21 protein-coding genes and 1 pseudogene are annotated in these 24,055 nt (G+C 66.8%); 13 read left to right on the forward strand and 9 right to left on the reverse strand.

The window, feature by feature from the left end; genetic code table 11:
• Positions 1-48: 48 nt before the first annotated feature.
• The gene (locus AC5WS7_RS04385; RefSeq protein WP_495953002.1) at positions 49-495 is read left to right on the forward strand and encodes an Lrp/AsnC family transcriptional regulator; all 447 of its coding nucleotides are present in this window, start codon (positions 49-51) and stop codon (positions 493-495) included.
• Here the strand turns inward: AC5WS7_RS04385 and AC5WS7_RS04390 are convergent.
• The 3 genes and pseudogenes from AC5WS7_RS04390 to AC5WS7_RS04400 form a co-directional block, all read right to left on the reverse strand.
• A pseudogene (locus tag AC5WS7_RS04390) lies at positions 467-622 on the reverse strand (DUF397 domain-containing protein); the annotation flags it as partial. The gene AC5WS7_RS04385 and the pseudogene AC5WS7_RS04390 overlap by 29 nt on opposite strands.
• A 219-nt stretch (positions 623-841) precedes the next feature.
• On the reverse strand, positions 842-1,270 hold the full coding sequence (locus AC5WS7_RS04395; RefSeq protein WP_495953003.1) for a MarR family winged helix-turn-helix transcriptional regulator: 429 nt from the start codon (positions 1,268-1,270) through the stop codon (positions 842-844).
• 34 nt (positions 1,271-1,304) lie between these two features.
• Positions 1,305-1,727 (reverse strand): SRPBCC family protein, encoded by a 423-nt coding sequence (locus AC5WS7_RS04400; protein WP_495953004.1) that lies wholly within the window; start codon positions 1,725-1,727, stop codon positions 1,305-1,307.
• A gap of 103 nt (positions 1,728-1,830) precedes the next feature.
• Between AC5WS7_RS04400 and AC5WS7_RS04405 the strand changes: the two genes are divergently transcribed.
• The 5 genes from AC5WS7_RS04405 to AC5WS7_RS04425 all read left to right on the forward strand — a co-directional run bounded on the left by AC5WS7_RS04405 (position 1,831) and on the right by AC5WS7_RS04425 (position 5,598).
• Entirely contained in the window at positions 1,831-2,574 is a 744-nt protein-coding gene (locus tag AC5WS7_RS04405) for a MarR family winged helix-turn-helix transcriptional regulator (protein WP_495953005.1), read from the forward strand.
• 66 nt (positions 2,575-2,640) lie between these two features.
• The gene (locus AC5WS7_RS04410) at positions 2,641-3,495 is read left to right on the forward strand and encodes an SDR family NAD(P)-dependent oxidoreductase (RefSeq protein ID WP_495953006.1); all 855 of its coding nucleotides are present in this window, start codon (positions 2,641-2,643) and stop codon (positions 3,493-3,495) included.
• Positions 3,496-3,773: 278 nt separating this feature from the next.
• Positions 3,774-4,070, forward strand: a complete 297-nt coding sequence (locus AC5WS7_RS04415; RefSeq protein ID WP_495953007.1) for an MmcQ/YjbR family DNA-binding protein — start codon at positions 3,774-3,776, stop codon at positions 4,068-4,070.
• Positions 4,071-4,468: 398 nt separating this feature from the next.
• Positions 4,469-4,651, forward strand: a complete 183-nt coding sequence (locus AC5WS7_RS04420) for a hypothetical protein (RefSeq protein ID WP_495953008.1) — start codon at positions 4,469-4,471, stop codon at positions 4,649-4,651.
• Between the two features lie 149 nt (positions 4,652-4,800).
• A complete protein-coding gene (locus AC5WS7_RS04425) occupies positions 4,801-5,598 on the forward strand; it encodes a DUF4253 domain-containing protein (RefSeq protein WP_495953009.1) in 798 nt (265 codons plus the stop codon).
• 142 nt (positions 5,599-5,740) lie between these two features.
• Here the strand turns inward: AC5WS7_RS04425 and AC5WS7_RS04430 are convergent, their stop codons facing one another.
• Positions 5,741-6,979: an MFS transporter gene (locus AC5WS7_RS04430; RefSeq protein ID WP_495953010.1), complete on the reverse strand. Its 1,239-nt coding sequence runs from the start codon at positions 6,977-6,979 to the stop codon at positions 5,741-5,743.
• 608 nt (positions 6,980-7,587) lie between these two features.
• On the opposite strand from AC5WS7_RS04430, the gene AC5WS7_RS04435 reads away from it, so the two are divergent.
• Both AC5WS7_RS04435 and AC5WS7_RS04440 read left to right on the forward strand, forming a co-directional pair.
• Positions 7,588-7,764 (forward strand): hypothetical protein, encoded by a 177-nt coding sequence (locus AC5WS7_RS04435; protein WP_495953011.1) that lies wholly within the window; start codon positions 7,588-7,590, stop codon positions 7,762-7,764.
• 314 nt (positions 7,765-8,078) lie between these two features.
• Entirely contained in the window at positions 8,079-9,359 is a 1,281-nt protein-coding gene (locus AC5WS7_RS04440; RefSeq protein ID WP_495953012.1) for an ATP-binding protein, read from the forward strand.
• A gap of 799 nt (positions 9,360-10,158) precedes the next feature.
• Here AC5WS7_RS04440 and AC5WS7_RS04445 read toward each other — a convergent pair.
• Positions 10,159-10,380 (reverse strand): hypothetical protein, encoded by a 222-nt coding sequence (locus tag AC5WS7_RS04445; protein ID WP_495953013.1) that lies wholly within the window; start codon positions 10,378-10,380, stop codon positions 10,159-10,161.
• A gap of 252 nt (positions 10,381-10,632) precedes the next feature.
• A complete protein-coding gene (locus AC5WS7_RS04450) occupies positions 10,633-11,685 on the reverse strand; it encodes a maleylacetate reductase (protein WP_495953014.1) in 1,053 nt (350 codons plus the stop codon).
• A 726-nt stretch (positions 11,686-12,411) separates the two neighbouring features.
• Here AC5WS7_RS04450 and AC5WS7_RS04455 point away from each other — a divergent pair.
• The 3 genes from AC5WS7_RS04455 to AC5WS7_RS04465 all read left to right on the forward strand — a co-directional run bounded on the left by AC5WS7_RS04455 (position 12,412) and on the right by AC5WS7_RS04465 (position 18,289).
• Positions 12,412-15,450: an ATP-binding protein gene (locus tag AC5WS7_RS04455; protein WP_495953015.1), complete on the forward strand. Its 3,039-nt coding sequence runs from the start codon at positions 12,412-12,414 to the stop codon at positions 15,448-15,450.
• An 86-nt stretch (positions 15,451-15,536) separates the two neighbouring features.
• Entirely contained in the window at positions 15,537-16,103 is a 567-nt protein-coding gene (locus tag AC5WS7_RS04460; protein ID WP_495953016.1) for a flavin reductase family protein, read from the forward strand.
• Positions 16,100-18,289, forward strand: coding sequence for a helix-turn-helix transcriptional regulator (locus AC5WS7_RS04465; protein ID WP_495953017.1), 2,190 nt, complete (start codon positions 16,100-16,102; stop codon positions 18,287-18,289). Before AC5WS7_RS04460 ends, AC5WS7_RS04465 begins: the two co-directional genes overlap by 4 nt.
• Before the next feature lie 118 nt (positions 18,290-18,407).
• On the opposite strand, the gene AC5WS7_RS04470 is transcribed toward AC5WS7_RS04465, so the two are convergent.
• A complete protein-coding gene (locus tag AC5WS7_RS04470) occupies positions 18,408-19,937 on the reverse strand; it encodes a 4-hydroxyphenylacetate 3-hydroxylase family protein (protein WP_495953018.1) in 1,530 nt (509 codons plus the stop codon).
• Positions 19,938-20,106: 169 nt separating this feature from the next.
• Here AC5WS7_RS04470 and AC5WS7_RS04475 point away from each other — a divergent pair, with 169 nt between their 5' ends.
• Both AC5WS7_RS04475 and AC5WS7_RS04480 read left to right on the forward strand, forming a co-directional pair.
• The gene (locus AC5WS7_RS04475; protein ID WP_495953019.1) at positions 20,107-20,946 is read left to right on the forward strand and encodes a dioxygenase; all 840 of its coding nucleotides are present in this window, start codon (positions 20,107-20,109) and stop codon (positions 20,944-20,946) included.
• Positions 20,947-21,105: 159 nt separating this feature from the next.
• The gene (locus AC5WS7_RS04480) at positions 21,106-21,636 is read left to right on the forward strand and encodes a DoxX family protein (RefSeq protein WP_495953020.1); all 531 of its coding nucleotides are present in this window, start codon (positions 21,106-21,108) and stop codon (positions 21,634-21,636) included.
• A gap of 639 nt (positions 21,637-22,275) precedes the next feature.
• Here AC5WS7_RS04480 and AC5WS7_RS04485 read toward each other — a convergent pair.
• Both AC5WS7_RS04485 and AC5WS7_RS04490 read right to left on the reverse strand, forming a co-directional pair.
• Positions 22,276-23,274, reverse strand: a complete 999-nt coding sequence (locus AC5WS7_RS04485; RefSeq protein WP_495953021.1) for an SLAC1 family transporter — start codon at positions 23,272-23,274, stop codon at positions 22,276-22,278.
• A gap of 148 nt (positions 23,275-23,422) precedes the next feature.
• Entirely contained in the window at positions 23,423-24,055 is a 633-nt protein-coding gene (locus AC5WS7_RS04490; RefSeq protein ID WP_495953022.1) for a TetR/AcrR family transcriptional regulator, read from the reverse strand.

Below are 24,055 nucleotides of genomic sequence, written 5' to 3' on the forward strand. Positions count from 1 at the left end.
ACCGGAGTTGAGCCGGTTCCGCCGGGAAAACCCGGGTATATTCGCCCGATGACCGAGAAAATCCCGGTGGATGAGATTGACCTGGCGATTCTCGCCGAGTTGCAGCGGGATGCCCGAATATCGTTCACCGAGCTGGGCAAGCGGGTCAACCTGAGCGCCTCGGCCGTGACCGAGCGGGTGCGCAGGCTGTCCGAGTCCGGCGTGATAACCGGCTACCGGGCCAGCATTGATCTCGGCAAACTCGGCTACCCGATCCTGGCCGACCTCAGGTTGAAGTACCCGGGCAGCCACCACGATCCACTGCGCAAGCTATTGGCCGGGCGCACCGAGATCCTGGAATGCATGCGCGTCACGGGTGATGTCTGCTATGTCCTGAAGGTGGCGGCCCGCTCGATGCAGCACCTGGAGGAAGTGGTCGACCAGCTGGCCGACTTCGGGAGCGTGACGACGAGCCTGGTCTACTCGGTCACCCAGCCCTACCGCGATCCGGTGTGAAGAACACCCGCCAGGCGATGACCGAGAAGCTCAGCACCGGCGCCTCCGGATTCTTGGAAGCTCGTACAACCGCGCCTACCTCGGGCCGCCTGATCTCGACGCAGTGACCGTTCGCGCTGTAGCTGCTCTTCCGCCACTCACCCTGCGGTCATGATCACCCCTTCGGCCGACCAACTTGGATTACGAGTGCTGGGTGTCGCCTGCCAGGGTGGCCTCCTGGCAGCCTGCTTCCGCTGATTCTCGCGGAGTTCGAACGAAGGGTTCGCCTTGGCGACAGCGAACCTTCCCGCGCCGCAGCAAGGACGCCCGTTCGGCCGTTCTCGGATCGGGTTGCGCGGTAAGGGCCTCACTCGGCCTGCCGTTTCGCCGGCACCCGGTGGGCGGCGATCGGCCGGAGGTGTTCGCGCAGCAGTTCAGCATCGGCGCCGAAGATCTGCTCGTCGGTGTCTACCGCGACCCGGATCGCCACGGCCGCCAATTCCCTTCCCGCGGATGTGAGTTCGAGCCGGAAGGCGCGGGCGTCGGCGGGGTCGGGGTGGCGCCGCAGCATGCCGCGCTCCTCCAGGACGCGGATCACTCGGGACGCCATCATCCGGTCGATACCCGCCATATCCGCCGACTGCTGCTGAGTGGGGAGCGCGCCGCGGCGGGCCAGCCATCCGGTGGAGGCCAGCAGATTGAATTGAGTCGGCGTGAGCCCGAGCGGGCGCAGATTCCGTTCCAGCGTTGCTCGCCATTCCAGGGCAGCGTGATGCAACCAGAACCCCGGAGACATCAGCGGTCCCTGGGGTACGGACCGCGCCGGTCGCTCAGCCACGCTGTGCCGCTTCCGCCGCGAGGGCCGCAAAGGTGCGTGGCATATCCGCGCGCATTCCTTTTTCCCAGATGAGTTTGAATAACGGTCCCATCGGACCGTGGACCTCCACGGTTTCCGTTACCCGCACGGTGCCGTCGCCGAGCGACTCGTAGGTGCGCCGGCCCCGCAACTTACCGAACGGGATGCCCGCCTCGCTGGTCCACGACCGTCCGGGCTCGACCGCGACGATCGTGAAAGGACCCGCAGGTGCTCCCTTGGGCTTCACCCACCCCTTGGTTCCCGCGGCAAACGGCCCGTCCATGCGTGCCTTCTCCTCGTGTGGATCCCATTCGGCCCAACGTGCGACGTCCGTGGCCACCGCCCAGATCCGGTGGATATCGCCTGCTATCACGGCTTCTACGGTGAACGAGTACATCACGGTCCTCCTATATGTTGCTGCGACAACCATAACTGTTGTTGCGGCAACATTCCTAGCGTGTGGCTGATAGCCGCTAGTGGGTGACTGGTGTAGAACCGGTGTGTCTGCGCCTGATGAGGTCGCTGCGTTTACGCGCAGCCGTCGGCCGCTGGTGGTTGGATCGGTGGTATTGACGGCTGTTTCTGGTTGTGCTGGTGATGATTTGGTCCTGGCGGGGCCGGTCCGGGTGCCGGAGATTTTGCGTCGTCAGGGAGTCTCGATGCGTCGGCGTGGCCTGTCTGGGGACAGGGTCGATGAGGCGGGGCATCTGTTGGTCGCCGGCCCGGGTCGGGACGAGTCTGGGGTGTCATCCGTCCGGCTCGAGCCGTTGACAAACTTTGATGTATATACAACACTTATTGGCATGAGTAGTTCCTCGATCGAGGAGATCGTGACCGACTGCCTGGCGGTGCGAGTCCGGCTGATCGGCCGGGCTCTCACGAGCCTCTATGACGGCGCCCTCGGTGGTCACGATGTGACGATCGCCCAGGTCAACCTGTTGGCCGCGCTGGGTAAGGTTGGTCCGTGCCCACCTTCGAAGCTGGGCGAGGTGCTGCAGTTGGAGAGGTCCACGGTCAGCCGGAATGTGAATTTGCTGCTGAACCACGGCTGGATCGAGGCCGTGTCGTCGGACGCAAAAGGGGTACGGGAGGTGGTACTCACCCGTGCCGGCCGAGACAAGATCGAGTCCGTGATGCCTCAGTGGCGGCAGGCTCAGCAGCAGGCCATACAGCTTCTCGGGGCGACCGGCGCGAGTGCGATCCAGACGATCGCGACCAACATTGGATATCCGCCCGGTCGCTAGGCATAAACAGGGGCGGCCACCACTTCTGCTCATCAATTGTTGTATATACATCACAGGGAGGCGAGTATGGAGACTTACTTCGCAGACAAGGTGGTTCTGGTGACGGGTGCGTCGCGAGGAATCGGCAGGGCAGTCGCGCTGGCGTTCGCCCGGCAAGGGGCGCGGCTGGTGCTTGCGGCCCGCTCGGCCGAACACCTCGCTCAGGTGGAGAACGAAGTGCGCGAACTCGGTTCCGTGGCGGTGTCGATACCGACCGACGTGACCGATCACGACGCCGTGGAGGCCCTGGTCGATGCCGCGATCACGCGATTCGGACGAATCGACGTGCTGGTGAACAACGCGGGAATCGGCAAGGTCGGCACGGTCGACTCGACGGCATTTGCCGACGACGTCCAGCAAACGCTGAGAGCGAGCCTTTTCGGAATGATCGACGTGACGCAACGCGTACTACCGATATTTCGGCAACAAAGGTCGGGCGCGATCGTCAACATGTCGTCGGTGATGGGACGCAAAGCATTCGCCCGATTCGGCTCGTACGCGATCGTCATGCACGCGGTCTCCGCGTTCTCGGACAGCCTTCGCCAAGAGGTGGCCGACGGCGGTATCCGTGTCTCGGTGATCTATCCCGCCCTCACAGCCACCGACCTGCTGCGCGAGGCCACGGAAACCGAGATGCCTCCCCCGTTCCGGCACATGACTCCATTGCCGGCCGAGGATGTCGCGCGAGCTGTGGTGACCGCGGTCCGACGCGGGAAACAGCGGGTCGTGTTGCCACGAACGGCTAATATGCTGCTGCTCGGGGAGGCCGTGTCACCGCGCATCGGCGACCTGATCGCCACCGCGCTGACCCGGCGGCCTATCGCCAAGGCCTTGGGTTTGAGCCGCGGCAAGACTTACCACGAAACGATCTCGAGCCAATGAGGACCTGATGATCGTCAGCGGGTTCGTGGGGCGGACGCCTCGTTTCGGGCCGGACGTGAGGCCGATTTCCCGGTCCGGCCCGCCCGATGCCGACTCATATCGAACAGTCGGAATCGGCCAGCATAGGATGTTTCGTTGGGTCTTGTTGTGCCGGATCCCATTGAGGCGGCGAGGAAGTAGTCGGGTGGTGGTCGAGGTTCTGCGCGGCCTGTGTCCGATCTGGAAAGATTCGGTGCATGAGTGCTGCTGGGGACGATGTCCGCGCTTTTGCTTTGTCGTTGTCCGAGACCTCTGAGCAGTTCGCGTGGGGTATGCCGACTTTCCGGGTGGCCGGTAAACTATTTCTCACTCTCCCGGAGGCCGAAACGTCGGCGGCGGTCCGCTGCCCGATCATCGACCGTGACGAACTGGTGGCCGCCGAGCCGGATAAATTCTGGATCGCCGCGCACGAGGCGAGCAATGCGTGGGTTCGAGTGCGCCTGGCGGCCATCGACGACCAAGACGAGCTGGAAGTCATCGTTCTCGACTCGTGGCGGCAGGCCGCACCTCGGCATCTACTCGATGGTGTCGAATGACATCGCGGGCGTGCCGAGCACTCGGTCTACGTCCCCGCAGGACCTGCAAACGGGGTGTCGGCTTGGCTCGTCGCCCTGTCGGACGAGTGGGTTCCGTTTGTACGGATCAGGCAGCCGATAGTTGCACAGTGACCTACGGTGTGACGAGGCGCATTCGTTCTCATATGGTTCTGCCGGTGGTCACCGAGCTTGCCGACGGTTCGTATCTGCAGTCGGAGGCCCGCTGTACGCAGGATCGCCGCAATCACCGTACCGGCCGGCGCGGCTCTGGGATGTATCGCCCTCACGGATTCCGTTGCGGCACAAGCGTCACCGATCGGGTCGGTCGACTGTGGCTCGGTGCCGGTCGGCAGCCAGCTCCGAGTGACCTGTACCAACCCGACCTGGGTGCCGGCACGATGAACTACTCGGTGCTGTGCACCAATCTGCAAGTCGAGTGGTACCACACCGAACGAATCGGCCCGAATTCCACCGAAATCATGGTCTGTGACTGCGGGCCCGGTGCTCACCCCATTCTCCGGGGCGCCTCCGGAATCACCGACTACCAGCAGATGCTCGACAACGACAACACCAACAACTGAGGTGGTCAGGGTTCCGCAGGTTCCCCGAGTGAATGCCGACCGCACGGCTGAGCACCTCTCGGCCCCGCTTGCCGCCGGCTCGAGGCCCGCCCAGCAGTGACGAACCGGTGGCGGCCTCCTTTTCGGGGTCACCAGACTATATTCGCGCCGTGGATCCCGACCATCTCGCACGCCTTCCTGTTGAACTTCCAGCTGGTCGCCTCATCGCTGCGGAGGAGGGTGCGGCTGAGAACCATCCGTTGTGGATGAGCAGCGTGCCGCCGCTTGCCGGGGTCTGGGCCGGCTTGCGCGCTGCACACGCGACAACGGGGGTGTGGCCGCTGTTGCTCGACTCGGATGACCGTATCTCGGCGTCTGACGAGTTCCGTCCCTGGGGGAGCGGCGAACTCTATCCGCACGGTGTGACCTCGCCGGACATCCACGCTGCGGCCGATCTACTTGTGGGTTGGTGGGAGCGGTATGCGGGAAAGTCTGCGGCCGCTGGCATCACGCGGGCGCCGGTGCGAGACCCCGATGCCTTTCCGCCCGTTGAGATCAGGCCGACGGCTGTCCTGTCGGCGGTGGTCGCAGACAGGATTGCCGACAGCTTTCTCCAGCATCATCCGCATGCGCGGCTGGGCTTGGTAGCCGCAGACAGCGGTGCTCATGCCCTGTCGGCCGTGGGCTGGCAGGGACCGGTCAACTACGACAACGACACCGGTAAGTTCGCGGCCGTTGTGGCGAACTGGCAGCAGCGCTTCGGTGCTCGCGTGGTCGGTGTCGGGGGCAGCGAGCTGCATCTGAGTGTGGCTGCGCCGCCCGACAACGAAGTGGATGCGCTCGCGGTGGCGTGTGAGCATTTTGCCTTCTGCCCGGACAATGTCTGGCAAGGCGCACCACCGTATACGGTGACGGCATACGCGAAGGGCCTCATCGGTGCCGACGCGTGGACATTCTGGTGGGACTGAGCCGGACGGTCCCACCCACGACTCTTCGGTGCTGGCAGGTTGGCGCGCTTGGACGGATACCGCGACCGCGAGGACGGCTCCGCATCGGGCAAGGCCACCGGAAGGATTTGATCTTTCGATCGGGGTGGAGGCTGGGTCTGTGTCATCGGATATGTGCGGTGTAGCACAGGCAGGTGGCGGGCAGGATCACCCCGTCGGAGCGTTCCAATGGCCGCAGGGTCGCGGCGATTGCGTTGTGTGCATGGGCTCGTGTGTCGGCTCGGTGTGAGTTCGGTTGCGGAGCTGGCGGATCCAGGAGGCAGGACAGCGTGCGTGCGGCGAGTTCCTTGGGGGTTTGTTCGAGGCGATAGGCGGCGAAGATCGGATTGAAGACACCGCAGCTGGTGACAAGTCCGAACTGCACGGCGATGACGAGTGCGAGGCCGGGGACGCCGTGAGGGACGAAGGCCAGGCCGATTATCCAGAACGCGCGCAGCATGCCGGAGGCGATCATGACCCTGTGCTGCCCGAACCGCTGCGTGAGCGGGGCCGCGCTGCGGGCGCCGATCAGTCCGCCGACGCACGGTGCGGCGAAGGCCAGGCTGTACTGCCATGGCGCGAAGCCGAGTTGGCGGAGCATGAGCACGGCTATCAGCGGCTCGCCGGCCATGATGAGTCCGTTGCACAGATTCGTGTTGAACAGCAGCGGTCGCAGCGACGGATGAGACAGGATGTGCCGCCAGCCGTCGAGCAGATCAGCGACGCGCATGCCCGGCGTGGCCGGATTGCCGGGGTATGCTTCACCTCTGCCGATCGCGGAGATGCCCAGCGCGGAGAGCAGATAGCTGATCGCGTCGACCGCCATGGTGACGACCGGGCCGAAGATCCCGATCGCCGCGCCGCCGAGCGGCGGACCGATGATCACCGAGGTCCAGGTGGTTGCCTCGAACCGCCCGGTGGCGACGATCAGATTCTGCGCGAGCACAAGCGTTTTCAGGTAGGCGCCGCTGGCCGCGTTGAAGGCGATCTTGGCGGTGGCCACCAGCACCACCACGAGCAGCACCTGGGTATAGGTCAGGATTCCCAGGAGGTAGGCGGCCGGGATGCTCAGCATCGCGGCGAAGCGGCCCACGTCCATCGCGATCATCACCGGCCGCTTGCGACGCGCCTCCACCCAGGGGCCCAGCGGCACCGCCAGCACCACACCCACGGCCAGCCCGGCCGCCGACAGGGCCGACACCGCCGCCGGTCCCGCGTGCATCGCGAGTACGGCGACGATCGAAAATGCCCCGAGCCCGAACCCGGATCCGTAAGCGCTGGCCGCATACGCGGCCCACAGATACCGGAATTCCCGGCCCAGCGCCGGCCCCGCACAACCGCCCGCAGCAAGCTCGTTCCCCATGCCATGGGAGGTGATCAAAGCCGATGCCGGTCCCGTCGGGCAAACAACCGGCCGTCTCAGCTCCACAATCAATGGTTGTCCATCAAGGCCGCACCGCGGGACGGTGCGACGGGGGCGAGCGCAACATCCAGGCGCGTCGCGGCCTCGTCCGAATACCCTGAACGCTAAAGGTTTCGGTGGAACATCCGGCCCGCGACCTTTCGATCCGGATGTGCTTCCGATCCCGTGCCACAGCCCTGGGTGCGATACCTTCCACAACCAACGAATGTTCACCGCTATGGTGCTCGAGTTACGACCCCACCGCCTACCGAGTGAGTAGCTAAATCATTCCAGCAGTGACAATCTGCCGTACATAGTGCACGAGCTGTTGCTGGGCAGCGTGTTCGCCAGCGCGGTGGCGCCGCTGCTGGCTCGCGCGTGCACCGACACAGCCGTCGACGCTCTCGCGAATTCACTCAGCGCTTACTGCTGAGCGCATTGATTGTGCTGGGGGTCCGCATAATCAGCGGAGCGCACAGCACAGTAATCACAGCGGTCCAGGTAGCGCTGCAGTGCGTCGAGTGCCTGCGCGGCGGCCGCGGTGATGTCGTCGGCCGATCCAACGGAGTGTGGACGCGTTCGAGCAGCCGCCAACCGAGCAACAACTGCAGGCGATGGCGGCCCGGGTCTTCGGGGCTGGCACCCGCATCGTTTCCGCGGTCGAACTCTCGGACGGCATGTATAACAACACTTTCCGCGTCGACCTGCCGCCGATCACGGCATCGAGGGCATTGTGCGATCTATGAAGTGGCTCGGCTTTTGGACAAGGTCTGGGCCGAGTCGCTTCGCTCGTCGAGTCTTGCCGGGTATGGCGAGCTTCACGAGAATGCCTACCGCCCCGTGAGCCTGGGCACGACTACGGGCGTCGAGGTCGAGCACCAGGTTCTCCCGTTGCTGAGCCGGTAGACGGGCACCCAACTCACTCGGTCGCACCGACCACACCCAGCGGCGCTTCTGTTCCGACCGCCCCCCGGTGCGCCCCATACTGAAATGCCGTGTGGGTGTTTACTGGGGGAAGCGGTTCGGTGCGATTACTCTTCGATGGCCGTTCGAGGTTTGTATGCCGGTATGGCGACTGCGCGAATTTCGTGACGCTGATCTGGATCAGGCGATTCAGATCTGGGAGCAGAGCCGTGCGGCCGGTGGGGATGAGCCGGTATTCGCGTTGGCGGAGGTGCTCGCGTCCGCGCGGGCGGGGCAGCCGGCGGTGGTGGCCGAGGTCGGCGAGGAGATCGTTGGTATGGCGGTCGCGCAGATTCAGGGTGAGCGTGCGTGGGTGCTGTTGGTGGCGTTGGGCGCGCAGTGGCGGCGTCGCGGTATCGGCAGTGCGTTGCTGACCGAACTTGAGCGGCGGCTGCGCGCGGGTGGCGTGCGGCGGATCTGCACGCTGGTTCCCGAGGGAGCCACCGGATCGGTCGCGTTCGAGAATTCCGGATACCAGCGCAGAGCCGGTTTGGTCTATTACGAACTGGTCGAGCCGTTGGCGCCGGCGCAGGCCGGTTTGCTGACCGAATTGGGTGGGCGTCTGTTGCCGCCTGGGCTGTGGCAGTCGATGGGGGGAATGGACCGGGAAAAGGAGATCATCGAGCGACGGATCGTGCTGCCGTTGGCGAATCCCGATGTCGCTGAGCGTTATCGGGTTCGGCCACCCAAGAGCGTCGTCCTGTTCGGGCCGCCCGGCACCGGTAAGACCAGCTTCGCGAAAGCCGTCGCTTCACGGCTCGGGTGGCCGTTCGTGGAGTTGTTTCCCGCTCGACTGGCCACGACGGCGGGTGGCGGCCTCGCGGCAGCGCTGCGTGAGGTGTTCGCGGAGCTGGCCGAACTCGACGAGGTGCTGTTGTTCATCGATGAGGTGGAGGAGATTGCCGGTGCCCGCGACGGCAAGGCGACCAGTCCGGCCCATGGTGTGACGAACGAGCTGCTCAAGCTGATACCGGTCTTCCGTGAGGACTACAGCCGCCTGCTGATCTGCGCCACCAACTCGGTTCGCTCGCTGGATACGGCGTTCCTGCGGCCGGGCCGCTTCGACTACGTGATACCGATCGGCCCGCCCGACGAGCCCGCGCGCAAAGCGATCTGGCAGCGGTACCTGGGCCCGGCTGCCGACACTCTCGACCTGGACCAGTTGGTGCGGGCTACCGATCACTTCACGCCCGCGGACATCGAGTACGCCGCCCGCTCAGGGGCGCAGTCGGCGTTCGAACGCGCGATACGCGAGAAAACGAATGAAGCCGCCCGCCTCGCGGACTATCTGACGGCCGTGGCCAATACTCGCCTGACCCTGACGCCGCAGATCCTGACCGCGTTCGACGATGACCAAGCGAACTACACCCGGCTCTGAAACCCAGGAGTCCTGGTGCCGTGTCCGAGAAGGTGATGCTGTAACCGGTTGACCGGGGTGTCGGGTTGATCATTTGCCGGTGACGGGTGGTGCTGCCAGTGGAGGTGGTGCTGGAGGCTCGCAAGCCGGATGTGTTCGTGGTTCGTCAGGGCCCTGAGGCCGGAGGCGGGCTCGCTCCGTAGGATGGGACCGATGCTGAACAACGGTTTTCGTGGGGACATTGACGCTCGAAGCGAGATTCGGCTATCCGAAGTCGCATTAGGCGCAGGTCAGGACTTCGAAACCCGTACCCGCTCTCTTGTGGTTCGGGGACCCACCGTGCTTACAGGCAACCATGCGGAAGCCCGCCCAACCTACGACATGCGGTTTGCCGTAATGGGCTGGGCTACATAATCCAGGGCGGCTGGGGTGCGGGTCGGCCACAGCCAGATGTAATTCTCGCGCCGTCGGCGCAGCACCCCGTGCCCGGCGAAAAAGATCAGCATCGGATCGTGCGCCTGGTCGGCTGCTGCTGCGGCGGCCGCGCCTATCGCTGTCGGTGAGGCTGTACCGGCAACACTGTGTGGTGTTCGAGATCGAGGGAACCATGGACCGGGTCGGTGCGGACATCACGTAGTTCGACCGCGCCGGCATGGACTTCCGGAAGGTCTGCCAAATACTTATAGTGGTCGATCCGATGAGGATCGCTCGTGAGGTCTCCCGATCCGGTAGACGCCTCCGTGCCCTTTCGGATTACACGTGAGGTCGATCGCGGATTGCAGCACCGAGCGGTAGACCACATGCGTGGCCATGACTCCCACTACCGCATCTTTTGTGCCAGGCTGTCGGAATGCTGCAGGCCGGAGAACACTGTGGCGATCAGGCGCCGTCCCTGCGCTACGCCGTCCTCGTTGTTCGCCACGCGCCACAGGAAGCTCATCAGCATGATGATGTCCGCGGGGTCGTGCCGGCGGCGATGGTGCCTTTGGCTACGCAGGCGTCGACCAGCTTCGCGACTGCGGCGCTGGTCGGCGTTGATCATGTCCTGGGCCGCTGTGGTTCCGTTCCGCGGACTCGTCGTCAGCCGTCCTTCTCAGCACCGTCGTCCCGCATCAGCTCGAAAGCGCTGCGGATGATGTCCTGGCCGGCTCAGCATCGATGCCGTGGTTCGGGCCCGCCGATAAACGACCTGCACTCTATCCCAGACGACAGTCCGGCAAATGCTGCTGGCCGCCGCGCGTCAGTCCTGTCGGGATGCCGCCGCAGGTCTTGTGCGTGTGCTGCGGTGTGCGGATCAAACGCGTGGCGTTCCCGTGGCCGGTCGAACACCGTGCCAGGCATCGGTGAGCACGGCCAGAATCCCGTCTCGGGTCAGCGGCTCGGGGTTGGGATACGGCGATGCTGTCGCCAGGTCCGCCGCTTCGCCGAGGTCATCGGCGTCGATGCCGAGTTCGCGCAGGCTCGTCGGCCCGTCCGCTTGTTCGATGAGGTCGAACACCCCGGTCGGCGCGTCGGGGACGCCCAGCGCTTCGGCGGTCCGCCGCATCGCGTCCGGCGTGGCCGGAGCGTTGTAGGCCAGCACGTGGGGGAGCATGACGGTGTGCGTCGCGGCATGCGGCAGGCCGAAACTCCCGCCCAGCACGTGGCAGAGCTTGTGGTGCAGCGCCATGCCCACCGAAGCCAGGCAGCTGCCGGCCAGCCAGGCGCCGCGGAGCAGGGCTGAACGCACCTCGAGGTCGGCGGGCTCGCCGGTGAGCCGGCGAAGGCCCTTGCCGATGTCCGAGATCGCGCCGAGTGCCCAGCCATCGACGATCGGGTTGGCCTGCGTCGAATACAACGCCTCCACCGCGTGTGCGAGCGCGTTGACGGCGCTTGTGACGGCCATCGGCACGGGCAGCCCGCTGGAGAGCTCCACATCGTAAATCACAGTTTCGGGCAGGATCGACGGCGACGAGCGAGTGGTCTTCTTCCCGTCGGCGGTCTCGCCGAGCACCGGGGTCACCTCGGAGCCGGCGTAGGTGGTCGGGAGGATGATCTGGTCGACGCCGGTCCGCGCGGCGAGTGCCTTCGAGAGTCCGGTCGTCGAGCCGCCGCCGATCGCAACGACGCAGTCCGCGTTGTGCGTGCGCAGCCGTTCCAGCGCCTCTTCGGTCACGGCGACCGGGGTATGCATGGCGGCACCACCGTAGCGGGCGACGCACAGCGGGCCGAGCAGTTTCTCGACCCGGTCGCCCGGCTCGGCGATGTCCGGACTGGCCAGCAGAAGCACTCGGGCGCGCCCGAGCCTTGCCACCTCGGCGGCGACCTCACCCAGCCGTCCTCGGCCGAAGAGGATCCGGTACGGCAAGCCCACATACTCGAACGCTGTGGTGGCTGTCGTGTCGCTTCCCACGGCGGCGTGCCCGATTTCTCGATCGGCTCGGGACGACGACGCCGTGTGCTCAGTCGGTTCGGTGCCCGACACCATTCGTGTCTCCTTCGGCTGGTTCCTGGCGGTCGCGCCGGAACGGTGCTTCCACTCCAACCAACTCAGGCGGTGGTCAGCAAGTCGGCTTAACGGGGCCGTTCACATTTCGCGCGCCGAACCTGAGGCCCGACTTCGGCGCGCGTGGTCTCGGCCAGACACGGACCTTGCGGGACGATCCGCGGTCCGTCACGACTGTGGCGCCACCGATGACGATCGAAGGCGGCGTGGTGTCTCCCTCACAAGTCAGGCAACTCGTCGCCGGGGATGACGTCGAACAGGCTGCTCGGCTGTCCGCGAACGCTGCCCGCCCGCGTTGTGGGCGGCTATCTGGTGATCGGGTGCGGGTTCGCGGTCCCCGTGCCCGAGCCGATATGGCGGGACCGTCGGCAGCGAAACGACGCAGCTGACCGTGTGCGACGATGGTTACATCGAGCCTGGGTGATGGTCGACCACGCGATCGGCCGAATTGTCTTTCGTGCGCTCCATCTGACGATTTCGGGCTGTTAATTCAGGCGAAATCGCAGGTTGCATCCGGGCGGCGCGAGGGCATGGTTGCAGTGCAGGCAGCCGCAAGGCTGGGCACGAGCAGGATGGGAGGTGCGTTCCATGGCACCCTCAGATGCCGGCGCATCCCCGGCACCGGCTTCGCGCGCCATCATCCGCAGGAAGCTCGCGCCGCCCCTGCTCGGGGACCGCCTGGTCCAGCGGGATCGGGTGACCGACCGGATCCACGCGCTGTTCCGGCAGGCGAATGTGCTCACCGTCTACGCCGCCGCGGGATCGGGCAAGACCACCGCCGTCGCGATGGCGCTGGGGGACCTCGACCGGCCGGTGGCATGGCTGTCGCTGGACGGCACCGAATCGGCGGCCGGGCGGCTGCTGCTCTATGTCGAGGCGGCGGTCGCGCCGCACGCGCCCGAGGCGAGCGGCGCGGCGACCGACGCGCTGGCCGCCGGCATCCTGATCGGGGAGGCGGCGGGCCTGCTCGCGGAAAGCCTGCACGGTACCGGGCTGGTCCTCGTCTGCGACAACGCCGAGCGGGTCGCCGGCAGCGAGCAGGCCATGACCGCTCTGTCCGCCCTGGCCCGCTACGCGCCCGCGGACGTCAGGATCATCCTCATCTCCCGGACCGCGTTGCCGCTGGACACCGGATCGACCGGAGAACTGGACCGCGTCGCCGAACTCACCGGGCCGGACCTGGACTTCGACCTGAACGAGGCCGCGGAGGCCATGCGTCAATCCGGGCGGCCGACCTCTGATGCGGCAGACGCGATCCGCGTCACGGGGGGCTGGGTTGCGGGAGTGCTGTTCGCCGACGGCGCGGCCACCGACGCGCCCCACCGGCTCCGCGACTATCTCACCATGCATGTTTTATCCGGGCTGTCCGAACAGGAGCGGCGGTTCCTGGTGTGCACCAGCATGTTGGATGAGGTGACGATCGACGGCGCTGCCGCGCTCGAGCTCGAGGACGCGCCCCGGATCATGGCATCGTTGCGGCGCCGGTACCTGCCCGTCGCGTGGCCCGACGGCAGGACTCTGATCGTCAGCCCCCAACTGCGCGATCATCTTCAGGAACTGCTGACCCAGCAGGATCCCGATGAGCTGAGGCAGCTACGGCTGCGGCACGCCCGGCTGCTGGTGCGCCGCGGCGAACGGGAAGAGGCGGTGCACGCCCTCCTCGGCATCGGCGCGGTGGACGAGGCATGGGCGCTCGCGGCCGAGCTGCTTCCGCACCTGATCGAGCGGATGGACTTCGGGCCTGCCGCGCGATGGCTCGACGACCTGCAGGCGTCGGAACGCTCCCTCAGCCCGCGCATCGGCGGAATTGTCCTGCGGGTCGCCTTCGCCCTGGAACACACCACACGCGGCGTGGAGCTGTTCACGCGGTACGGCCGCGACTGGATCGCCGAACTGGCGGGCGGCGATCAGGAGGATGATTCGGGCGAGGCTTTGGTGCTGCTGACGTGGTGCCTGTGGCACGCCGGCCGCACGGCGGATGCCGAGCAGGTTGCCGACCTGCTGCCGGCGGGCCGGACCCGCGACATCGCGTTCACCATGATCGCCCTCAGCCGGGACGAGCCGCCGCCCGCGTTCCCGGCGTTCGCGACGACCCCATCGGGACCGTTGGATGGGCTGCTCATGCGGCTGGCCTTCACTCGCGGGAGGCTGGCCGGTCTGGAAGCCCCGGGCAGTGACGATCCGTGGCGCGGTGTTCTCGGTGCCCCGTGGGTCATCGCCGGGCTGCGCGCGACCGGGCGGATCGAAGAGGCGATGGCCCGCTACGAGGCGCACCGCGATGAACCGCAGCAACTGTGGCTGCACTCGCTCGATGCCGCAGAGCTCATGATCGATCTTGGCCGCGCGGAGGACGCGTGGCAGGCGTTGCAGCGCGGCCGTGAGCTCGTGGTGACGACCGGGTCCGAGATATATCGGGTTCTGCTGCAGTTGATGGAGGCGAAGATATGCCTGCGCCTGCACCACGATCCGGAAGCGGCGCATCGCATGCTGGACGAAGCAGAAGCCAGTGGAGCCACCAGGCACGCCTTCACCCGCGAACTGGCCTGGCTGTGGCGGGGACTCGCCTTTCTATTCCACCACCGCGACGCCGAAGCGCGTGACGTGCTTCAACAGAGCGTGCAGAGCATGCGTCGTGCCGACCGGTTGCTCGAGTTCCCTACGGCCGCCTGCTACCTGGCCGAAGCCCTCTGGCGGCTCGGCGACGAAGACGGCTCCGACGAGTCCGCGGCACTGGCGGTCACCGTGGCCGAGGAGCGGAATTCGGTCCATCTGCTGCTCAGCGCGCTCTCGGACGTGCCGGCGGTGGCGGTGCGCGGCGCGGACACCGAATCGAACCGGCTCTCCCGCTGGCATGAGCTGACCGCGTCACTCGCGGATGGCCGCCGGATCACGGCCGCGGGCCGGACCCGGCGGTTGATACTCGAGGATTTCGGTGAGCCCGAGCTGTATGTGGACGGCGACATCGTGACGCCGCGGCTGCGCAAGAGCGTCGAACTGCTCGCATATCTGCTGGCCACTCCCGAACACGAGGCGCGTCGACAGGAGTTGCTCGACGCGTTGTTCGACTCGAGTAGCGAAGCGGCTGCGCGTAGCTACCTGCGGCAGGCGCTGTACCGCCTGCGTGAGGTATTGCCGGAGGACCTCTCACCCGTGCTGCGAGGCGACCGGATCTGCCTGCCGGAGCCCGCGCTCGCGGGCAGTACCGCGGCCGAGGTCTTGGCGGCATTTGCGCAGGCCGACCATCAAGACGGTGAGGTCAGGATGGACACCCTGACCTCGGCGCTGCTGCGGGCCGAGCGGGGCAGCTACCTGCGTGGCCTGTGCGGTGAATGGGTGCTGGCCCGGCGTGCCGAAGTCGACGAGCGGATCCTGCGGGCGCGGTTGGACCTGGCCAGGGTCGCGTTCCGGCTCGGCCGGTACCGGGAGGCGGTGGCCCACGTCGACACGGTGCTGCGCCTGGATCCCTACCGGGAGCAGGCCTGGCTGCTACGGCTGACCCTCGCCCAGGCCAGCGGCAACGACGACCACGTGCTGGCGCTGTACCAGCGTTACGTGGCGACCATGCGCGAGCTGGCTGTTCCGCCGTCGGCGGAAGTGCATCGGCTGGTGACCCGGCTGCGGGCGTGAGGCGCTGATTTCCCGGGGTATAACGGCCACGATGGCACGGTGGGTGCAGATCCGACAACATCGGCGCGCTCCACTTGGAGGTAACAATGGACAGCCCGAAACCCGTTCCCGTGCCGGCCGATCCCGCGGCCCTGGGCCCTAGCTTCCGTCAGGCCATCTCCCGGTTCAGCACGGGCGTCGCCGTGATCACCACCCGCGGGGCGGACGGGCCGGTCGGCATGACCGCGAGCGCAGTGGCATCGCTGTCGATGGATCCGCTGCAGTTGCTCGTGTGCATCGGCTCGCACCTCCCGACCTGCAAGGCGATCGTCGAGTCCGGATATTTCGCCGTCAACGTCCTCGGCGAGGGCCACGAGCACCTCGCGAAGCACTTCGCCACCCGCCGGATGGACAAGTTCGCGGGCGTCACGCTGCGCGGCGACAGCGAGATCCCCGTGCTCACCGACGCGATCGCGCACTTCATCTGCTCGGTCGGGGACGCGTTGCCGGGTGGCGACCACACGATCGTCATCGGTGACGTGCTCGTGTGCGACCACATCCCGGGGGCGAACCCGCTGGTGTATTTCGCGCGCACGTTCGGCAAACTGCACGACCCGGTCACCCACACCCACGCCAGTCGAGCAGGGGACTGGCACTTCGCGTCGGCGATGTGACCGTGCCCGGAACGAACTCGGCCATCGTCGTCCGCACTCGGCTGCGCCCACCCGCACCGCATCCGGACGACGTGCGCCGCGTGCGGTTGCTGGCCCGGCTGGACGCGGCCCGCGAACCAGTGATTCTGGTGGCCGCGCCCCGCGGCGCCGGGAAAACCGTGCTGCTGGCGCAATGGGTCGACCCCGACCGGTGCGCCTGGGTGAGCCTGAGCAGCCATGACGACTCCCCGGCGGGTGTGTGGTCCGCGGTACTGGAATCGGTGCGGCCCTACTGCGCCGATGTGCCGGCGCCTCCGGCGGTACTGCTCGACGACGAAACGACCCTGTACGGCGAGATCGTCCCCGAACTGCTCAATGCGCTGAGTTCGGCCCGTCCGGTCGTACTCGTGCTCGACGGGTTGGACGTCGTCGACCATCCGGTGACCAGAGCCTCATTGGACGAGTTCGTGCGCCGGGCCCCGGACACCATTCGGGTCGTGCTGGCGACGGCTCGCCCGGCCAGCGGTCCCGTCGCCGCTCTGCGTGCTGCCGGGCGCCTGGCCGAGTTCGACGAAGACGACCTCCGGCTGGACGAGGCGGAGACGCGGCAACTGCTCGCCAGCACGGTCGGCAGGCCGATCGATCCCGCTGTGGCGGCAGCTCTGCGGCGCGACTACGACGGCTGGGCGACAGGTATACGGCTGGCCGGCATCGCGCTGCGGAATCAGCCGACCGCCGGCCCCCTGCGATATCCCCTTCCATCGGTCGAGGACTACTTCCGCGCGGAAGTGCTCGAACGCGTCACCTCACGCGAACGCCGACTGCTCCTTTACAGCAGTGTGCTGACGGACCTGGCAACCGACTGTTGCGTGGAGGTGACGGGTGTGTCCGCTGCCGGCGAGACGCTGGCTGCGCTGGCTGCCTCGTCGCTGCTGCTGCGGCGGACAGGTTCCGGCATGCGCCCTCATCCAGTGCTACGGCTCGTGCTGCAGTCGGTGCTGTCGGTGGAGGCGCCGGGCACCATGGCGCTTCTGCACGCGCGCGCAGCGGAACGGCGGCGGCGGGAAGGCGATATGGACGCAGTGTACGAGCATGCCCGCGCGGCCGGGCTGTACGACGTTGCGATGCGGGCGGTACTGGACTCGTGGCCCGCGGCGCATCCTCGGACCCTGCTTGCACGACTCGACGAGTCGCACGGCGCCGCCGACGCCGCGGACGCTGACGCGATCGCCGCAGCCGCCGAACTGGCCTGCGGGACTGCAGCCCGTGGGGCGGCCCGGCTGGCCGGAGCGGCCGACCGCCCGGCGCTGGCGGTCCGGGCATGGCTGGCTCTGCAGAGCGGCGACCTCGCCACAGCGCGGCACGACGCCACGCGAGCGGCTGGAACACGAGAGCCGCGGGCAATTCGGCACTGGTGGCTGGTCATGGCCGACGCCGCGCTCGGCACGGTCGGAGTATGGCAGGACCAGGCAGCCGACGCGGTCGAGCAACTCGCCGCGACAGCTCGGGAAGCGGATGAGATCGGCTACCGGGACGTCGCGGTGCGGGCACTGGACGCACGCACCGCGGGCCTGCTCCTGACGGGCGAACCCACAGCGGCGCTCGCGTCGGCGAGGGAGGTTGTGGCCATGCGTGAGCTCGACCCGACGCGGTGCGTGGCCCCTGTCGTCGCCTACGCATACCTGGCCGCCGCGTCGGGCGCGGGCCCCGGGATGGTTCCGTACAACGGAGGAGCCTTGGAACCGCTGGAACCGCCCACTCCGCATGCGGAGGCGTTCGCCTCGCTCCTGCTCGCTCGGGCCGCTCAGGCCCATGGGGACGCTCGACGGGTACGGCAGGCCCGCGCGCAGGCCCGCGCCGCCCTCGCCGGCGTGCCGTGCGGTCCGGTGCTCGCCGCATTGTTCGAGGAGCGACGGGCGGATGCGATTCCGGATTTGCGTCCGACCGCACTGTCCGACCGTGAACGCACAGTGCTGCGTGCCCTGTCAGGGCCGCTGACCCTGCGCGAGATCGCCGCCGAGCTGAACGTTTCGCACAACACCGTGAGAACTCACGTGCGGTCGGTGTTCCGCAAATTGGGCGCCCACGATCGCGCCGGCGCCGTTACCCGCGCGGCCGCGGTCGGTCTGGTCGCCGCCCGGCGGCCCGGGCCCGTGGGTGAGGCCACGCCCGTGGTGGGGTCGTCGGCGACCGCGTTGCGTTGGTGACATCGCCGAGCGAATGCGGGGCGTATTCGCTCGGCCCGGTGGTGCTTGTTTCCGGCTCAGCGATGTGCCAGGGGCCTGTCCGGTGGTAGACCACCGGACAGGGCCCTGACCCCTCGAGTCAGTTGTTACGTGCGTCCTGTCGGCGTGCATAGCCGGCCTGCTCGGTGTACTCCGTTTTCGTCTCCGCGTCATCGCCGGGCCGGCCGATGCCGGTGATCTTCCGGGCGAGGTCGGTCATCGGCCCCTCGGGGGCCATCTCGGCCCGCTGCATCGTCAGCATCTGGACCGCCAGCAGCGGGGTTCCGTTGAAGTTCTCGAACACGGTGATCCGGTCGCCCCAGTCGGAGAGATACAGGTCCCTGATGACGCGGCTGATCTTGAGCCGGTCGTGCGGCCGCCCGACCGGACCCGTCTGCAACGGCTCGAGCCACCTGCGCAACTGCGGCTGGTTCCACTGGACCTCGGTCGGGAAGATCAGCGAAGAGCGCCCGGCCAGATCGACGAGCTCGTTGACCATCCGCGGCACGTTTTCCAGATAGAACGCGCGGCCGAAGTCGAACAGCAGCACGCTCGGCTTGTACAGGCCGCCCGGTGTGTGGAACCCGTCGTCTTCGGCGGCGAGCATGTGGGCGCGCAGCGTCTGGTGGAAGCCCACGAGCCGGGCCAGCCGGGCTTTCACCGGCGGCAGTTGATAGGTGCCGATGTGCTCGGTGATCAGCAGGGACAGGCCGACCATCACCTCGGCGCGCACCGTCTGGCGCACGAGCGCCTGGTAGTGCAGCCAGTCGAAGACGCGTTGGGGGTAGAGCGAGGCGTGCCTCGGGTTGCCGATGTGGAAGACCCGGTTCCAGGGGATGAACACGTCGTCGAACAGGATCACGGTGTCCAGTTCATCGCCTCTGGCGGCCAGCGGATGTTCCTCGTACTCTCCGTCCTTCACGGTGCTCTCCCGGCAGACCAGGGTGACACCGGGGGTGTTCGTGCGGACAGCGCCGAAGATGATCTGCTCGCTGGGGATGCCCGGCCGGAAGAACACCCCGATGTGGATGTAGTCGGCGAATGCCGCGCCCGTCGCGATGGCTTTCACGCCGCGCACCACGATGCCGTCCTCGCGGGTCTCGACGACCCGCAGCGCGGGGGATTCCGCCTGTGCCGACTCGCGGGACCGGTCCGCCTGCGGGTCGACGAACGCCGGTGCGGCGTTCAGGTCACCGGCGACCATCTCGTCCCAGAAATCCAGGATCCCGGGGGTCAGGTCACGCCCGCCTGTGCCCTGCGACTGCTCGCTCCACGGCACCGGATCGTCCTTGTAGGTGAGCAACACGTAGTTGTTCACGTCCGGCGTCCGGGGCACCGCCCCGCCGTCGAGTTCGCGGATCACCGTCTCCAGATAACCGCGCTTGCGTCGCAGCTGATCCTTGTCGGTGTGACGGAACCACATCATCGAACGGCGCTCGCCGTCGTCGTCGACGAAGGTCACGGCGTCCTGCAGGTCGGGGCGGTGGTGCAGGTCGTAGAAGTCCGCGATGCGCTGGGCGTAGTCACGCGTCTTCGTGTGGGTGGCGACGTTCTCGACCAGCTCGTCCCCGACCCACACGACGCGGCCGTCGTCGAGCGCCTCCAAATATTGCTTACCCGTTCGCAGCACAGGTCATTTCCTCTCCGATCAGCGGCGCCTCCATGCGCCGGTGGCGACGATTCCCGGCAACGGGGTGAGACGAGCCCGAGTCCCTCGGGTGAATCCGCGTTCACAGCCGATTTCGCCGGGGTTCACGCCCGTCCGGCTAACTTCCGGGCTTGAATGCGAGGAGGCGACGATGCTGGACCTGGACGAGAAGACCATCACCGAGGCAGTGCTGCGGACGATCGCGGACACGCCCGACCAGCGAATCAAGACCGTGCTCAGCAGTATGGTGCGGCATCTGCACGACTTCATCCGCGAGGTGGAGCCCACAGAGGCCGAATGGGCCTCTGCGATCGACTTCCTGACTCGGACCGGACAGAAGTGTGACGAGCAGCGACAGGAATTCATCCTGCTCTCCGATGTGCTCGGAGTGACGATGCTCGTCGACGCGGTCAACCACCGGCGCGACTCGAGCGCGACCGAGAACAGCGTCCAGGGCCCGTTCTTCCGGGAGGACCGGTCCGAGTTCGGCGACGGGGACGACATCTCCAACGGGCTGCCCGGCACGCCGTTGCTGTTACACGCGGCTGTGGTCGACGTAGCAGGGGCGCCGGTGGCCGGGGCCGAATTCGATGTCTGGCACGCCGACGGCGAGGGCCACTACGACTCCGAAATATCCGGGCTGGACGCCCCGGCGATGCGCGGGCTGTTCCGTACCGGCGAGGACGGGACCGTCACGGTCCGAAGCATTACGCCCGCCCCCTACCCGATTCCCGACGACGGGCCCGTCGGCGAGCTGATGCGGGCCACCCGACGGCCGGTGATGCGCCCTGGTCATATTCACATCCGGATCGCCGCACCTGGATTCTCGACCGTCACCACGATGCTGTTCCGTGATGACGACCCCTATCTCGACAACGACCCGGTGTTCGGCTCCAGGCGGTCGCTGCTGTACCAGCGCGACTCGCGGGACGATGAGGAAGGTTCGTTCGATCTTGTCGTGCGCACCTTCGTGCTCGACCGCGCGCGCTGATCCCGCCGCGGCGCATTCCTCGATGAGTCCTGCCGGTCGGGTTATACCCCGGCCGGGTGTTTCGGAAATCATCGGGCGATTCGGCTGTCGGCCGAACCTTTCGCGGAGATCGCTCGCCGCTATAGAGCAGAAACATTCTCATCACTGGAAAGGGACACCATGGACATCGGTTTGCTTCTAATTCGCTTGCTGTTGGGTGCCGTATTGTTCACCCACGGCACGCAGAAAGCGCTGGGCTGGTTCAGTGGGTCAGGTCCGGAAGGCGCGACGGCGCTGTTCGACAAACTCGGGCAACGGCCGGCCAAGACCAAGGTCTGGCTGGCGGTGTGGTGCGAGATCGCAGCCGCGGTATCGCTGACACTCGGCGTCATCACGCCCCTCGGTGCTGCGATCGCGGCAGGGACAATGCTGGCCGCGGGGTTCTCGCTGAGCCACCTTTCGGGCAGTTTCTGGAATGCCGCCGGGGGCGGCGAATTTCCGATTGTTCTCGCGGTTCTGGCGGCAGCCACGGGCTTCACCGGGCCTGGTCGGTACAGCATCGACGCGCTGCTGCCGACCGTGCCGTGGGTCGGCGGCGGTACGGCCTCTGCAATCACCGGCGTCGTGGTCGTCGCTGTCGCGCTTGTCGCCGCGGCGGCTCCGATTGTCTCCACGCGACGTGGACGAACGAACACGATCGCGGCACCGTAGACCGGGTGATCGACCGCCGCGGGCACCGGCTTCGCGGCCAGGCTGGCGATAGCTCGCGAACTGCTGCGCGAGACAAGCAATCGGCTCGTCGTCGCGACGCGGCAGATCGCGAAATCGGATGCAGTGGGCGGGTTCTGCCGAAGGTGCTTGCCGCAAGGCTCCACGGGATACGTTGGAGGAGCGGAAGATTCGCAAGCCCGCTGCGGCGAGTCATGCTTCAGGGGATTGGATTCGCCGGGCGCGGATGTGGGAGGGCACGTCCACCGCCTGGGTCGCGTAGAGGTGGGTTGTCATCCGCGCAGGGTGCGTGAATGCTTGCGCCGGTTCAACATTCAGAGCCTAAGGGGGCAGGCGATCAGCTGGGATTGCGCCGCGAACCTCGCCTGACCGAGACAGAACACGGTCGTGTCGTGGCCTTGGTCGTGACCACGGCACCGGGGCGGTTGCCACGGCGATCCGATGACATGCTGACTCGACCTCCGAGAACCGTTGTGGCGGATCTTCCGGCGAGAAGCTCTCGCAGGCAGGGCCCGTGCCGACCACGCCGAGATCGACCAGGCCACCCGCCAAACCATCGCAGTCCTCAACACCCGTGCGCGCCTAAGGGTCTGGGGCCACACCGCCCCGAAAACCGCTGAGCTATCGCCGGTTTCCACTTCGGTGAATCGACATCGTCGGTCCGCCGATGGGCCGGTTCCCAGCGGATGACCGGTGTCGTCCGGTCGGACGGGTCTTCGCGAACAGTAAGGCGATCGACTTCGCCGCGACCACCACGACCAGCAGCGTCACAGCGACGAGTAATCCGACCGTGATGGCCTGCCAGGCAAACGGGTGGAACAGCCGCAGCCACGTGATGGCGAGCCCAGCGACGGTCGCGGTGGGAAAGATGAACGACCAGAAGCCGAGCGAGAACGGAAGAGCGCGGTAGCGCGGCAACAACGCCACTTGGAACAGCACCATGAACGCCGTCAGTGCTGTCAGTGCCCCGAACACGTGATCGGGTCGATCGCCACAGATCGTCAGCCATGCTGCCGCCGCGACGGCAGGCGGAGCAATCATGATCGCGAGTGTCGGAACGAGCGGTGCGGGCATGGTTGGCCGGAGCGCGAGCCGGAGGAAGAACAGCATCGAGATCACCAGCCAGAAGAAGATGCCGACGGCGAAGCTGCCGACCGCAAGCCAGTCGAGCCCGGTCTGGGCGGCGGTGAGTGCGCCGACCAGACCGGCTGCACTGATGGGCAGGTAGTAGCCGCCGTGCACGGATTCGAGGGGCAGTTCGCCGCGCATCCAAAAGCTCAGGATCCATACGCCGAACCCGGCAGCGGCGGTGATGGAGATCAAGGTCAGCACTGTTCCGGCAACCGGAATCGCGCGGTGAAGGCCCGCTCCGACCAGCATTCCGCCGATGGGAACCAGTGCCGCGAGTGGACCATGGGCGAAGTGCGTGAGCTGATGTGAGAGCGGTTGATCGGTGAGCGTGCCGCGATACAAATGCACCAGGATGGTCCAGCTCCAGGCGATCCCGGCGATCATCCAGAACACCTGCCCCAGTTGGAACGGCGCGCCGAGCGTGCTGGTCGCCGTGGACCAAACCTGGGCCAGGCCGGCCAAGCTCAGGGGGATGGCGAGCGTGTTCAACGGGACACGAGGGCGCACGTATGTGGTAGTGGCGAGGGCAAAGGGTGGTTGACCGGACAAGGGAATGTCTTCCTGATCGGGGGTTGATGGGCCCGAGCGCGGGACGGATATGCGGTTGTTGCCCCCCACCGAATCTGCACCAGAGCTGTCAGACAGATGGTCCCGCGGCTGCGGCATCGTCGGATCTCGAGCGGATTCCGTCGAGTACGGTGTCGATGGCCTGGTCGATGAAGGTGCTGTCGAGGGGGGCGTGTCCGTGGAACATACGGTGATAGATGGAGCCGTACAGCAGGTCCAGGACGACTTCGGTGTGCGTGTGTGGGGAGATCTCGCGGCGGCCGATGGCGCGTTGCAGGATCAGTCGTCCCTGGTCGCGGAGGTGCTCGACGAATCGGGCGCGGTACTCGAGGGCGAATTCGGGTGTGGTGAGCACCTCGACGAGCAGGCCTGCGATGATTCGGGCGTAAGGTCGGCGGGTTATCTGTCGAGTCCACGGCCAGAACAGGTTTCGCAGGTCTTCGCGGAGCGTTTCGGTGTCGGGCGCTGGTGGCGTGCTGGCCCATTGCCGGTAGAGGGCGTCCATGGCGAGGTTCTCCTTGCGGGGCCACCAGCGGTAGATGGTGGCCTTGCTGACCCCGGCGGTGGTCGCGACCGCGTCCATGCTCATGGCCGCCAGCCCGCGGTCGAGTAACAGTTCCATGGCGCTGTCCAGGATGGCGTCGTGTGTTCTTTCGCTGCGGGGGCGACCGCTGCGGCGGACCTTCGTGGATTCATCGGCCAC

It is taken from the genome of Nocardia sp. PLKS1-43, assembly GCF_059510335.1.

Coding starts and splice junctions, on each gene's coding strand:
- AC5WS7_RS04445 (WP_495953013.1), bottom strand. CDS start 10,380: ATGATCAACGCCGACCAGCGCCGCAGTCGCGAAGCTGGTCGACGCCTG.
- AC5WS7_RS04430 (WP_495953010.1), bottom strand. CDS start 6,979: ATGGGGAACGAGCTTGCTGCGGGCGGTTGTGCGGGGCCGGCGCTGGGC.
- AC5WS7_RS04400 (WP_495953004.1), bottom strand. CDS start 1,727: ATGTACTCGTTCACCGTAGAAGCCGTGATAGCAGGCGATATCCACCGG.
- AC5WS7_RS04460 (WP_495953016.1), top strand. CDS start 15,537: ATGGACAGCCCGAAACCCGTTCCCGTGCCGGCCGATCCCGCGGCCCTG.
- AC5WS7_RS04475 (WP_495953019.1), top strand. CDS start 20,107: ATGCTGGACCTGGACGAGAAGACCATCACCGAGGCAGTGCTGCGGACG.
- AC5WS7_RS04480 (WP_495953020.1), top strand. CDS start 21,106: ATGGACATCGGTTTGCTTCTAATTCGCTTGCTGTTGGGTGCCGTATTG.
- AC5WS7_RS04410 (WP_495953006.1), top strand. CDS start 2,641: ATGGAGACTTACTTCGCAGACAAGGTGGTTCTGGTGACGGGTGCGTCG.
- AC5WS7_RS04395 (WP_495953003.1), bottom strand. CDS start 1,270: ATGTCTCCGGGGTTCTGGTTGCATCACGCTGCCCTGGAATGGCGAGCA.
- AC5WS7_RS04385 (WP_495953002.1), top strand. CDS start 49: ATGACCGAGAAAATCCCGGTGGATGAGATTGACCTGGCGATTCTCGCC.
- AC5WS7_RS04440 (WP_495953012.1), top strand. CDS start 8,079: ATGCCGGTATGGCGACTGCGCGAATTTCGTGACGCTGATCTGGATCAG.
- AC5WS7_RS04455 (WP_495953015.1), top strand. CDS start 12,412: ATGGCACCCTCAGATGCCGGCGCATCCCCGGCACCGGCTTCGCGCGCC.
- AC5WS7_RS04420 (WP_495953008.1), top strand. CDS start 4,469: ATGAACTACTCGGTGCTGTGCACCAATCTGCAAGTCGAGTGGTACCAC.